The organism is Polynucleobacter bastaniensis, from assembly GCF_018882205.1.
GTDB lineage: Bacteria > Pseudomonadota > Gammaproteobacteria > Burkholderiales > Burkholderiaceae > Polynucleobacter > Polynucleobacter bastaniensis.
Map to the genome: position 1 here is coordinate 21,648 of NZ_JACVOU010000002.1, position 12,727 is coordinate 34,374.

The window sequence follows — 12,727 nt, forward strand, 5'->3', positions numbered from 1 at the left end:
AGGTTCTATTATGGCGCTTAGCGGGCTAGTTTGTCGCGAGGTCAGCAGCGCTGGTAAAAGAATCTGCAAAGAATTCTTCCTCAGGCAAATGACAGTGCGATGAAAAGTCTTGGCGGGCAGCATTGACCATTACAGGGGCGCCGCAGGCATAGACTTGGTAGGGGCTCATATTGAGGTGGTCGGCCATCACGGCTTGGTGCACAAAGCCTGTGCGTCCTGTCCATTGGTCCTCCGGCAGGGCATCTGAAATCACTGGGATGTAGTTGAAATCAGGAATATTTTTTGCCCATAACTGGCAGAGCTCATTGAGGTAGAGGTCATTCGGGCGCCGTCCGCCCCAATACAGATGAATCGGGCGTCTAATCTTTTTGAGTTGCATTTGCTCAATGATGGATTTAATCGGTGCAAAGCCAGTACCCGCCGCAACAAAAATAATAGGTTTTTTGGAATCCTCTCTTAAGAAGAAGCTACCTAATGGCCCTTCAAAGCGGAGGATATCTTTTTCTTTTAAGGCGGGGTCTTTTGCTCCAAAGACAAAGTCAGTAAAAAGACCGCCGGGTAAATGGCGAAGATGTAGCTCGAGAGGGCCGTCTTGATCTGGTGCATTAGCAATGGAATAAGCGCGGCGCTGACCATCTTTGAGTAGAAACTCTAAATATTGCCCAGCCAGAAATTGAAAGCGCTCGGCAGCTGGTAACTGTAATTGCAGAATGGCCACATCTGCGCTCGGTTTTGTAATAGTGTTCACGCGACAAGGCACTTTCCGAATGGCGATATCACCCGCACCCTGAACTTCACGAGCTTCAATGAGCAGGTCTGATTTAGGATGGGCGCAGCAAAACAGGGTGCCACCGGCGGCTTCATCAGTCGGACTGAGGGCGGCAGCACTATGCTGACCATGCTCTACCTGACCTTCTAGAATCTTGCCTTTACAGGATCCACAAGCACCATTTTTACAACCATAGGGCAGGGTGATGCCCTGCTGTAAGGCTGCCTCCAGGAGTGTCTCATCCTTCTGGACAGTAAATTGTTTGCCGCTCGCCTTGAGCGTGACTTGATAAGACACTCTCATTCCTTTCAATAAATCGTTACGATGTGATCTATGCAATCTTTTGGTAAATCTCGAATCCTGATCGTTGGCTGTGGTGACATTGGTCTACGTGTTGCCAAGCAACTCGCTCGAAGTCATCGTGTATTTGCCTTAACTTCCCAGAAAACCCGTTTTCAGGAGTTGAGAGCGGTTGGCGCGATTCCGATTTTGGGGGATCTGGATAAGCCCGATAGCTTGTGGCGTTTAAGTGGATTAGCGCAAACCGTGATCCACTTGGCACCACCCCAAAATACAGGTCATCGTGATTGCCGAACTCGCAACCTCCTCCGAATTTTAGCCCAAGGCTCTGATACTGTTGGGCGCCTGATTTATGTGAGTACAACAGGTGTTTATGGTGATCAAGCAGGCGCCAAGGTAAGTGAAGTGACACCAGTTAAGCCCCAAAGCGAGCGAGCCAAGCGACGGGTAGATGCTGAAAACTGCCTACGTCTTTGGGCGCCAGCTCATGGAGTCGCCCTGACTGTTCTGCGAGTACCAGGTATTTATGCTGCTGACCGATTGCCAGTTGAGCGCATACAGGCCGGCACGCCCGCCTTAAATCCAGCCGACGATGCTTACTCAAACCACATACAAAGTGATGACTTGGCAAGATTGGTTTGTGCTGCTGTTTATCACGGCAAGCCACAGCGTGTCATTAACGCCTGTGACGGTGGTGAAACCAAGATGGGTGATTACTTTGATGAAGTGGCTGATGCGTTTGGTTTGAAGCGACCACCCAGATTGCCAGCTGAGCAGTTGGAGAAAATCGTATCCCCTATGCTCTGGTCGTTTATGCGGGAGTCTCGGCGCGTAACGAATGCGCGGCTCTCGGAATTAAAGACCCCGCTACGCTATCCCAGCGTTGCCGAGTTTTTAAAAACTATTTCCAAGAATCCTTAAGTCCGACCGTACGATTAAATACCGGTTGCCCTGGTTTTGAATCGCTTTGATCCGCAACAAAGTAACCATGACGCTCAAACTGAAAGCGATCTTCTGCTTTAGCGGCTTTCATGCAAGGCTCTAAGTAGGCAGTAATCATTTGCTTCGAGTGAGGATTAATTGCGTCAAGGAAATTTTTATCGCCACTATCGGGATGTGGATCATTAAACAGGTAGTCATAGAGGCGAACTTGTGCAGGCACAGCTTCCGCCACACTGACCCAATGAATATTGCCCTTGACCTTGTAATTATTTGAGCCGGGGGTGCCGCTCTTACTATCTGGGAAGTGAGTCGCATTAACTTGAATCACCTTGCCATTGGCATCCACTTCAAACCCAGTGCACTCAATCACAAAGCCATGACGCAGACGCACGCGTCCACCAGCTTGATCGCCAATGGGTGGGTAGAGTCTGAAGAACCCCTTGATGGGCTCTTTCATAAAATCATCTTCTTCAATCCACAATTCTCTTGTGAAATGAAACTCGCGATTGCCCCACTCGGGATGCTGTGGATGGCGGGGGGCTGAGCAAGGTTCACTCGCGGATGCATCAAAATTATCAATCACGAGTTTGAGTGGCTTCAGAACCGCTGTAGCCCGAGGGGCCTTGGCCTCAAGATCATCCCGTAAGGCTTGATCTAGGGTGCTCATGTCAATCCAACTATCCGCTTTAGAAACCCCAATGCGTTCACAGAACAAACGTATGCTATCTGGTGTGTAGCCCCTACGACGAATACCTACGATGGTTGGCATGCGCGGATCATCCCAGCCATCAACATGTTTTTCTTCTACCAATTGCAAGAGCTTGCGCTTGCTAGTGATGGTGTAAGTTAAATTGAGGCGGGCGAATTCATATTGATGTGGAACAGGATTTTTGAAGATTCCTAGCTCCGCTAATGAGGCAACAATCCAATCGTAGAGCGGACGATTATTTTCAAACTCCAGAGTACAAATAGAGTGCGAAACATTTTCTAGGGCATCAGAAATGCAGTGGGTGAAATCATACAAAGGATAGATGCACCACTTATTACCAGTGCGGTGGTGATCTACATGGCGAATGCGATAGACCACAGGATCACGCATCACAATATTCGGATGCGCCATGTCGATCTTCAGGCGCAGTACATGCTCACCATCTTTGTATTTACTGTCACGCATCTCGCGGAACAAGGCAAGATTCTCATCGGGAGTGCGATCGCGGTACGGACTATTTTTTCCAGCTTGGCCAAAGTTGCCACGATTGGTATGGATGTCATCTGCGCTCTGACTATCAACATAGGCTTTGCCGTTCTGAATCAGAATTTCGGCAAACTCATAGAGTCGATCAAAGTAATCACTCGCGTGATACAGATGTGTGCCCCAATCAAAGCCAAGCCATTTGACCGCATCCAAAATACTGTCAGCGTACTCAACATCTTCCTTGACTGGATTGGTGTCATCCAAGCGCATATTGCAACGCGCACCACCTGCTTGATTATTGTAATCAGCGGCTAAGCCAAAGTTCAGGCAAATACTTTTGGCATGGCCAATGTGAAGGTAGCCATTGGGTTCTGGTGGAAAGCGCGTAATGATCGAGGGAATAGCTTGACCATCTCGATTAGTACGATTTTGGTAGGCGCCACTCGCCAGGTCATGATCGATGATCTGGCGCAAAAAGTTGGAGGGCTCAGCAAGAGTGCCGGCAGGCGTTTTAGATGGTTTGCTATCTTGGGACATGCGCTCATTGTAGAGAAAACCCCCGCCTGTAAAGAAAAAGCCCGCAAACTGCTGCGGGCTCATTTATGGGAGGCGCTCGAGAATTACTCCTCTACGAAAGCCTCTTCACGGGTTTTCTTAACCGCTGGCAAGGCCACGATCACAACCAATAGGGCTGCTGCGATGAGCAAGCCTAAAGACAGTGGGCGGGTTAAGAAGGTTGTGAAGTCACCGCGTGATAACAAGAGGGCACGACGGAAATTCTCCTCCATCATTGGCCCAAGTACGAAGCCTAAGAGCAATGGGGGTGGCTCGCAACCCAACTTGAAGAAGAGGTAACCAATTAAACCAAAGGCTGCAGTGACATAAACGTCAAATACAGTGTTGTTGACGGTGTACACACCGATACAGCAGAACACCAAAATTGCTGGGTAGAGAAAGCGATAAGGAATCTTCAAGAGCTTGACCCAAATACCGATGAGTGGCAAGTTCAAGAGAATCAACATCACGTTACCAATCCACATCGAGGCAATCAGACCCCAGAACAAGGCTGGGTTGCTGGTCATGACTTGTGGACCAGGTTGAATATTGTGAATCGTCATCGCACCAACCATCAAGGCCATCACAGCATTCGGTGGGATACCTAAGGTCAGCAATGGGATGAAAGAGGTTTGAGCAGCAGCATTGTTTGCCGCTTCAGGACCTGCTACACCCTCAATCGCACCCTTACCAAACTCATGGCTGTACTTAGAGGATTTCTTTTCAACTGAGTAGGCGCCAAAGGCTGCCAAAGCAGCGCCGCCGCCTGGCAGAATGCCCAGAATGGAGCCAATAGTTGTGCCGCGCAAGATCGAAGGAATCATGCGCTTGATATCAGTCTTGGTCGGCATCATGGTGGTGAGTTTGTTGAGGAAGCCCTCGTCATCACCCGTCTTTTCCAGGTTACCCATAATTTCTGCAAAACCAAAGACACCCATGGCAACGGCTACGAAGCCAATACCGTCACTTAATTCAGGGATGTCAAAAGCATAGCGCGATACGCCAGAGTTCACGTCAGTACCAATCAAGCCCATCAAGAGGCCAAGGATGATCATGCCGATCGCCTTGATTAAAGAGCCCGAGGCTAGTACGACCGCACCAATCAATCCAAGAACCATTAAGGAGAAGTACTCAGCGGGACCGAACTTAAATGCCAGCTGGGAGAGTGGTGCAGCAAATGCAGCCAAAACCAGTGTTGCTACGCAACCAGCAAAGAATGAACTCATGCCAGCAGTAAAGAGGGCTACACCTGCTCGACCATTTCTGGCCATTTGGTAGCCGTCAATCGCCGTCACTACCGAGGACGTTTCCCCTGGTATGTTGAGCAAAATCGCAGTAGTAGAGCCACCGTACTGCGAGCCGTAGTAAATACCTGCCAACATAATCAAAGCGGCAATTGGAGGTAATGCGTAGGTGGCTGGCAAGAGCATCGCAATGGTTGCAATTGGGCCTAAGCCTGGCAAAACACCAATCAAGGTACCCAAAATACAGCCAATCAGGCAGTACATCAGGTTTTGTAAGGTAAACGCTGTGTCGAAACCGAGCGCTAAATTAGCAAATAAATCCATTTTTAGAGTCCCGGTTCGTTATTGTTGTAAGAAGAAAGGTAGTAGTGGGAACTGAAGCTTAAGACCCAAAACGAAGACTGAGTAAGTGAAGGTCACTAAAAAGGCGGCGTTAATTGTGGTGCCTTTCCAGGTAAATTCCTTACTTGCGCTCGCTGATACAAATACCAGAACCACTACAGCCACCAAGAAGCCCATTTTAGGGAGCAGCAAGCCGTAAAGGACCACTGCACCAGTAATTTGCGCAATGATCTTCCAATTGAATTTAGGAATGGATTCGATTGCAGTTTTGGCGCCCATGGATTTAACCAGCACTAGTAGCCCTAAAAGCGTCATCAATATGCCAAGCCAAAATGGAAAGTAGCCGGGACCCATTTTTGCGGCAGTACCCATAGGGTACTGAGTGGCCACTATGGTGAAGAACAGGCCGATAACCATATACATGATTCCGGCACCAAAATCCCGTTGATTGCGAATTTTCAAGTTGAGCTCCTTATATCGACTTAAAGGTCGATCTATTTATTAACGTTACGGGATTGTAAGGCAGGATTGAGGTGCTTTACCAAGGGTTTGCCCCCGACTAGTGCCAATGCGATAATTATTCGCATGAAAGTCTCTCAAATTCGCCAGGCGTACCTGGACTACTTCGCCCAAAAAGGCCATCAAATTGTCCCATCCAGCCCTGTGGTGCCTGGAGACGACCCAACCCTGTTATTTACCAATGCGGGGATGAATCAGTTTAAGGACGTATTTTTAGGCTTTGATAAGCGCCCCTATAACCGAGCTGCCACCGCCCAGAAATGTATTCGTGCTGGCGGCAAACATAATGACTTAGATAACGTTGGTTACACAGCCCGTCATCACACCTTCTTTGAAATGTTGGGGAACTTCTCATTTGGGGATTACTTCAAGAAAGATGCCATTCAGTTTGCTTGGGGCCTATTGACGGAAGTCTTTAAGCTGCCAGAAGAAAAGCTGCTCGTCACCGTTTATGCGGAAGACGATGAGGCTTATGAGATTTGGAACAAGCAAATCGGCGTTCCGGCGGGGCGCATTATTCGCATCGGCGATAACAAGGGTGCTCGTTACGCTTCGGATAACTTCTGGATGATGGGTGATACAGGTCCTTGCGGCCCCTGTACTGAAATCTTCTATGACCACGGCCCACATATTGCTGGCGGCCCTCCTGGTAGCCCTGATGAAGATGGCGATCGCTATATTGAGATTTGGAATAACGTATTCATGCAGTTCAATCGCGATGAAGCGGGTAAAATGAATCCATTGCCTAAGCCGAGCGTCGATACCGGCATGGGCCTTGAGCGTATTGCGGCAGTGTTGCAGCATGTGCACTCGAACTATGAGATTGACCTCTTTGTGAATTTGCTCAAAGCGGCCAAAGAAGCAGTTGATTTAGCTGGTGGTGAGAATTGCGATCCAAGCAGTCCATCTCTCAAAGTCATTGCTGATCACATTCGCGCCTGTAGTTTTATTGTGGTAGATGGTGTGATCCCAGGCAATGCTGGTCGTGGCTATGTACTACGCCGCATTACACGCCGCGCGATTCGTCATGGCTATAAATTAGGCGCACGCAAACCGTTCTTTTATCAACTCGTTCCTGCTCTCGTAAAAGAGATGGGTCAGGCTTATCCAGAGTTGCAGGCAGCGAAAGATAAAGTGAGTGAAGTGATTAAGCAGGAAGAAGAGCGCTTCTTTCAGACCATCGCCAATGGTATGGAGATTTTGGAAGGTGCACTTGCTGGTGGCGCCAAGACGGTTGATGGTGAAACTGCCTTCCGCTTACACGATACCTTTGGCTTCCCATTGGATCTCACCGCTGATGTGTGCCGTGAGCGCGATGTCACAGTCGATGCAGAAGGTTTCGACTTGGCAATGCAAAAGCAGCGCGATCAAGCAAGGGCAGCTGGTAAGTTCAAGGTGGCTCAAGGATTGGAGTATTCCGGTAAGCCAACCCAGTTCCATGGCTACGACACCTTGAAGCATGAAGGCGCTAAAGTCACTGCCCTTTATGTTGACGGATCTGCTGTGCAGTCTGTCAAGGCTGGTGATGCTGCAGTGATCGTATTAGATAACACCCCTTTCTATGCCGAGTCTGGTGGACAGGTTGGCGATAAAGGTGAGTTGCGTAATGAAGCGGTACGTTTTGCAGTTGAAGATACCTTCAAGATTCAGGCAGATGTTTTTGGACATCAGGGCGAAGTGCAAGAGGGGGAGCTCAAGGTTGGCGACGCAATCAACGCCTTGGTGGATATAGAACAAAGAACTGAAACCATGCGTAACCATAGTGCGACTCATATTTTGCATAAAGCCTTGCGTGAAGTATTGGGTGATCACGTACAGCAAAAAGGATCTTTGGTGGATGCCACTAAAACCCGCTTTGACTTTACTCATAACGCACCTATAACTCCACAAGAAATTCGTCGGGTAGAAGGTATTGTGAACGCCGAGATTTTGGCAAATACCGCGACCTCCGGAAAAGTGATGTCCTTAGACGATGCTCAGAAAACCGGTGCCACGATGCTCTTCGGCGAAAAGTATGCAGACGAAGTGCGCGTACTAGAAATCGGTAGCTCTAGAGAGTTGTGCGGCGGAACTCACGTTGGACGTACGGGTGATATCGGTAGCTTGAAGATTGTGTCTGAAGGTGGTGTAGCGGCTGGCATCCGTCGTGTTGAGGCGGTGACCGGCAAAAATGCCTTGAACTTCTTGCAAGGCTTAGAAGATAAAATTAATGAAGCTGCTGCGGTACTGAAAACTCACCCTGGTGATTTAGTGAGTCGCGTTACTCAACTTCAAGATAGTTTGCGTCAGGCTGAGCGTGAGCTAGATAAGGTCAACTCCAAACTCGCTGCTAGCCAAGGCGATGAGTTAGCAACGCAAGCAGTTGATATCAATGGCATCAAAGTATTGGCAGTGCGCTTAGATGGCGCAGATGCTCAAGTCTTGCGCGAGACTATGGATGCCCTGAAAGGAAAGTTAAAGACTGCAGCAATTGTCTTGGCTTCAGTGCAGGGTGACAAGGTCAGCTTGATTGCTGGTGTGACTGCAGATTCGATTGCTAAAGTTAAAGCAGGTGACTTAGTGAACTTCGTCGCCCAGCAAGTTGGCGGTAAGGGCGGCGGTAAGCCGGAGATGGCGATGGCCGGCGGTACTGATCCAAGTAAATTAGGTGCGGCATTGGCTGGCGTAAAAGATTGGGTGGCATCTAAATGAGCGATGTCATCGAATTTAATCTTGAGGTTGATGCGATTGGCATGAATTGCCCGCTTCCCATCTTGCGCACTAAGAAGGCCTTAGCGACTATGCAATCAGGCGAGGTTTTGAAAGTGAAGGCCACGGATGCCGGTGCTGCGCATGACTTTCCTGCATTTGCAAAGCAGACTGGTAATGAGCTACTTTCTAGTACTTCTGAGGGTGACGTATTAGTTTTCTTTCTTAAGAGAAGATAAGGCGTACCGAAATACTCGGCACTAAAGAAAAAGGCAGAAAGTGATTTCTGCCTTTTTGCTTTTCTCACCTTGGAGATTGGCTGTGAACCCTAGCTTAAAGAACGGCTCTTTAAGTAAGCTGCAAACTCGGTACTGACTTCTGGATGCCGCAAAGCAAATTCTACTGAAGCCTTGAGGTATCCAAGCTTGCTACCGCAGTCATAGCGCACGCCATCGTATTCATAAGCAAATACAGGCTCTTCTTTGAGTAAAGAGGCGATCGCATCAGTGAGCTGGATTTCACCGCCAGCACCGGGCTTCAGATTACGAATGTGATTAAAGATATCTGAAGACAGAACATAGCGACCCACTACCGCTAGGTTGGATGGCGCATCCTTAGGCTGTGGCTTTTCTACAATGCCATTTAAGTGATAGATGCCCTTGGATACCTCTGCTCCAGAAATAATGCCGTAGGAGCTACTTTTAGAGGGATCAATTTTTTCCACCGCTAAGACGGAACCATTTTGCTCATCAAATACTTTGAGCATTTGCTTGAGTACTGGTGGTTGGCCATCGAGTAAGTCATCTGCCAGGATGATGGCAAAAGGCTCATCACGTACGAGCTTTTCTGCGCATAGGACCGCATGACCCAAGCCCAAAGCTTCAGGTTGGCGAACATAAACGCAATCTACATGGCTGGGTTTGACGCTACGAACAATCTCCAGTAAAGCAGTTTTATTTTTGGCTTCGAGTTCAGCCTCTAATTCATAAGCTTTATCAAAGTGATCCTCAATTGCACGCTTACTACGACCAGTTACAAAAATCATTTCGGTAATACCAGCAGCAATCGCTTCCTCAACCGCGTACTGAATGAGCGGTTTATCCACCACATTGAGCATCTCTTTCGGGCTAGCCTTGGTGGCTGGTAAAAAGCGTGTGCCCAAACCTGCAACGGGGAAGACGGCTTTAGTAACGGCTTTAGTGCTTAATGGCATTGCAATTCCGATCAGTTTTATTGATGTTTTATTTCAGTCGTTCTAATTGTGCAACAAGCTTCTCATGGTTTTGCTCAAAACCAGCAAGACGTTGCTTTTCTTGAGCTACCACCTCTTCTGGGGCGCGGGCTACAAAGCTTTCGTTACCAAGTTTGCTGCGTGCTTTGGTGATCTCACTAGCTAGGCGCTCAATTTCTTTGCTTAGGCGAATTCTCTCAGCTGCCACATCCACCTCAATTTTGAGTAATAACTTCAGATTGCCAACTAGGGCTATTGGTGCGCCAGGGGCATCCTTTTCTAAAGCAGACTCATCATCGTAGATTTTGACCTCAGATAGCTTGGCTAAAGCAGTCAGGTAGGGACTTACCTTTTCCAAGAAATCTTGCGGTCCACAAATCCAGAGAGGCACCTTCAGTGCGGGAGAGACTTGCATCTCGCCGCGTAGATTACGGCAAGCATCCACAATCGATTTAATCTGGGCTACCCAAGCTTCGCTTTGCTCATCAATCTTATCGAGTTGAGCAACTGGGTATGGCTGGAGCGCAATGGTTTGCTTATCTTGTTTAGCCAGCTCTTTACCAACCTTCGGCCCAACGGTTTGCCAGAGGGTTTCAGTAATAAATGGAATCAGTGGATGAGCCATGCGCAAGATGGTTTCTAAAACACGCAAGAGAGTGCGGCGAGTGGCGCGTTGCTGTGCAGGCGTTCCAGTCTGGAGCTGTACCTTGGCTAACTCTAGATACCAATCGCAGTATTCATCCCAAACAAATTGATAGATGCTCGTAGCAATGTTGTCAAAGCGATAGTTTTGGAAGCCTTTAGCAACATCAGCTTCGGTTCTTTGCAGTTGAGAAACAATCCAACGATCTGCTGCTGAAAAGTCGAGATACCCTTCTGGGCCACATTGCTTGTCGCACGGCGCAAAGCCATTATCTTCATTATTGCCAGGGCAATTCATGAGCACAAAGCGAGTGGCATTCCAGAGTTTGTTGCAGAAGTTGCGATAGCCTTCACAGCGCTTCTGATCAAAATTAATATTTCGACCCAGTGACGCGAGTGAGGCGAAGGTAAAGCGTAGGGCATCCGTACCAAATGCAGGAATCCCTTCCGGAAACTCTTTCTTCGTTTTCTTACCAATACTTTCTGCTTGCTTAGGATTCATCAAGCCAGTAGTGCGCTTGGCAACTAAGTCTTCAATCTTGATGCCATCAATTAAATCGATTGGATCCAAAGTATTTCCTTTGGATTTACTCATTTTCTGACCTTCAGCATCACGGACTAAGCCGTGTACGTACACGGTATGGAAAGGCACTTTGCCAGTGAAGTGGCAAGTCATCATGACCATTCTGGCTACCCAGAAGAAGATGATGTCAAAACCGGTCACCAATACTGAGGATGGCAAGAAGTGATTGAGTGCAGGCGTTTCTTCAGGCCAGCCTAATGAACTAAATGGCACCAGTGCAGAGCTAAACCAGGTATCTAAGACATCGGGGTCGCGATTGAGTTGGCCGCTATAACCGGCAGCACTAGCCTTCACTTTCGCTTCTTCTTCAGAGCGCGCTACGAAAATTTGACCATCCTCACCATACCAAGCAGGGATTTGATGTCCCCACCAGAGTTGTCGAGAGATGCACCAGTCCTGAATGTTTTCTAACCACTGAGAGTAGGTACTAATCCAGTTTTCTGGAACGAGCTTAATGCCACCATTTTTTACTGCATCTAGCGCTGCGCCAGCAATAGAGGAGCCTGGTTGATATTTGTTATCTGGACTTGGTTTAGATACCGCGACAAACCATTGGTCAGTGAGCATTGGCTCAATGATAGTTTGGGTGCGATCGCCACGTGGAACCATTAATTTATATGGCTGCACTTTTTCTAATAGGCCAGCTGCATCTAAGTCAGAAACGATTTTTTTGCGGGCAGCAAAGCGCTCAAGACCTTGATATACCGCAGGTGCATTTTCATTAATCTTGGCATCGAGAGTCAAGATATTGATGAGTGGCAACTGATGGCGTTGTCCAACAGCATAGTCATTGAAGTCATGCGCAGGTGTCACTTTAACCACGCCGGTACCAAAAGCTAAATCAACATAGTCATCCGCAATAATCGGAATCTCGCGATTGCACAGCGGTAGCTGTACTGACTTACCAATGAGGTATTTGTAGCGCTCGTCTTCTGGATTGACCATGACGGCTACGTCACCCAATAAAGTCTCTGGGCGCGTGGTAGCAACGGTCAGGTGTCCGGAGCCATCGGCTAATGGATAGCGAATGTGCCACATCGAGCCATCTTCTTCTTCGCTCACCACTTCTAAGTCAGAGACCGCAGTTCCTAAAACTGGATCCCAGTTCACTAAACGTTTACCGCGGTAAATTAATCCTTGCTCATGTAAACGAAAAAATACTTCGACAACCGCTTTGGACATCTTGCTGTCCATCGTGAAATATTCTTTACCCCAATCAATTGAGGCACCTAAGCGACGAATCTGACGAGTAATGGTATTGCCGGAAGTTTCTTTCCACACCCACACTTTTTCCAAGAATTTCTCACGACCTAAATCATGGCGAGAGATTTTCTGAGCATCGAGTTGGCGTTCAACGACGATTTGTGTAGCGATACCGGCATGGTCTGTACCCGGAACCCACAAAGTATTTTTGCCAGACATGCGGGCATGACGTACCAGGCCATCCATAATGGTTTGATTAAAAGCGTGACCCATGTGCAGTGTGCCCGTCACATTTGGTGGCGGCAGCTGAATCGAGAAATCGCCCTTGCCCTCATCTAGGGTGGCGTCGGCAATACCTCGGCGTTCCCACTCTAGACCCCAATAAGCTTCAATTGGGGCGGGTTCGTAGGATTTGGCTAGGTCGTCTACAGAACTCGCTATTGGAGAGTTAGGGGAAGTGGGTAAATTAGGGGTATTCGAAGCATTTGGCATAAGAGGCAAATTATAATTGGGG

9 protein-coding genes are annotated in these 12,727 nt (G+C 48.3%); 3 read left to right on the plus strand and 6 right to left on the minus strand.

Going from position 1 to position 12,727, the window contains the following annotated elements; translation table 11 throughout:
- Positions 1 to 25 precede the first annotated feature (25 nt).
- Positions 26 to 1,066 (minus strand): CDP-6-deoxy-delta-3,4-glucoseen reductase, encoded by a 1,041-nt coding sequence (locus ICN22_RS03185; RefSeq protein ID WP_216168861.1) that lies wholly within the window; start codon positions 1,064 to 1,066, stop codon positions 26 to 28.
- A gap of 36 nt (positions 1,067 to 1,102) precedes the next feature.
- On the opposite strand from ICN22_RS03185, the gene ICN22_RS03190 reads away from it, so the two are divergent.
- Positions 1,103 to 1,990 (plus strand): SDR family oxidoreductase, encoded by an 888-nt coding sequence (locus ICN22_RS03190; RefSeq protein WP_216168862.1) that lies wholly within the window; start codon positions 1,103 to 1,105, stop codon positions 1,988 to 1,990.
- Here ICN22_RS03190 and ICN22_RS03195 read toward each other — a convergent pair.
- From ICN22_RS03195 to ICN22_RS03205, 3 genes are all read right to left on the minus strand, one after another.
- Complete coding sequence (locus ICN22_RS03195; RefSeq protein ID WP_216169326.1) at positions 1,971 to 3,743, minus strand: glutamine--tRNA ligase/YqeY domain fusion protein; 1,773 nt, start codon at positions 3,741 to 3,743, stop codon at positions 1,971 to 1,973. The genes ICN22_RS03190 and ICN22_RS03195 overlap by 20 nt on opposite strands.
- A gap of 83 nt (positions 3,744 to 3,826) precedes the next feature.
- Complete coding sequence (locus ICN22_RS03200; RefSeq protein ID WP_216168863.1) at positions 3,827 to 5,329, minus strand: tripartite tricarboxylate transporter permease; 1,503 nt, start codon at positions 5,327 to 5,329, stop codon at positions 3,827 to 3,829.
- 18 nt (positions 5,330 to 5,347) lie between these two features.
- Positions 5,348 to 5,809: a tripartite tricarboxylate transporter TctB family protein gene (locus tag ICN22_RS03205; RefSeq protein ID WP_216168864.1), complete on the minus strand. Its 462-nt coding sequence runs from the start codon at positions 5,807 to 5,809 to the stop codon at positions 5,348 to 5,350.
- A 123-nt stretch (positions 5,810 to 5,932) separates the two neighbouring features.
- Here ICN22_RS03205 and alaS point away from each other — a divergent pair, with 123 nt between their 5' ends.
- Together alaS and ICN22_RS03215 are read left to right on the plus strand one after the other, a co-directional pair.
- Positions 5,933 to 8,557, plus strand: a complete 2,625-nt coding sequence (alaS, locus tag ICN22_RS03210) for an alanine--tRNA ligase (RefSeq protein ID WP_216168865.1) — start codon at positions 5,933 to 5,935, stop codon at positions 8,555 to 8,557.
- A gap of 8 nt (positions 8,558 to 8,565) precedes the next feature.
- Positions 8,566 to 8,793 (plus strand): sulfurtransferase TusA family protein, encoded by a 228-nt coding sequence (locus ICN22_RS03215; protein ID WP_216169327.1) that lies wholly within the window; start codon positions 8,566 to 8,568, stop codon positions 8,791 to 8,793.
- 89 nt (positions 8,794 to 8,882) lie between these two features.
- Here the strand turns inward: ICN22_RS03215 and galU are convergent, their stop codons facing one another.
- Both galU and ICN22_RS03225 read right to left on the minus strand, forming a co-directional pair.
- Complete coding sequence (gene galU, locus ICN22_RS03220) at positions 8,883 to 9,767, minus strand: UTP--glucose-1-phosphate uridylyltransferase GalU (RefSeq protein WP_216168866.1); 885 nt, start codon at positions 9,765 to 9,767, stop codon at positions 8,883 to 8,885.
- 28 nt (positions 9,768 to 9,795) lie between these two features.
- Entirely contained in the window at positions 9,796 to 12,705 is a 2,910-nt protein-coding gene (locus tag ICN22_RS03225) for a valine--tRNA ligase (protein ID WP_216168867.1), read from the minus strand.
- Positions 12,706 to 12,727: the final 22 nt, after the last annotated feature.

Excerpts from the sequence above, each read along its gene's own strand:
- ICN22_RS03190 (WP_216168862.1), top strand. The coding sequence starts at position 1,103 with ATGCAATCTTTTGGTAAATCTCGAATCCTGATCGTTGGCTGTGGTGAC.
- ICN22_RS03195 (WP_216169326.1), bottom strand. The coding sequence starts at position 3,743 with ATGTCCCAAGATAGCAAACCATCTAAAACGCCTGCCGGCACTCTTGCT.
- ICN22_RS03200 (WP_216168863.1), bottom strand. The coding sequence starts at position 5,329 with ATGGATTTATTTGCTAATTTAGCGCTCGGTTTCGACACAGCGTTTACC.
- alaS (WP_216168865.1), top strand. The coding sequence starts at position 5,933 with ATGAAAGTCTCTCAAATTCGCCAGGCGTACCTGGACTACTTCGCCCAA.
- galU (WP_216168866.1), bottom strand. The coding sequence starts at position 9,767 with ATGCCATTAAGCACTAAAGCCGTTACTAAAGCCGTCTTCCCCGTTGCA.
- ICN22_RS03225 (WP_216168867.1), bottom strand. The coding sequence starts at position 12,705 with ATGCCAAATGCTTCGAATACCCCTAATTTACCCACTTCCCCTAACTCT.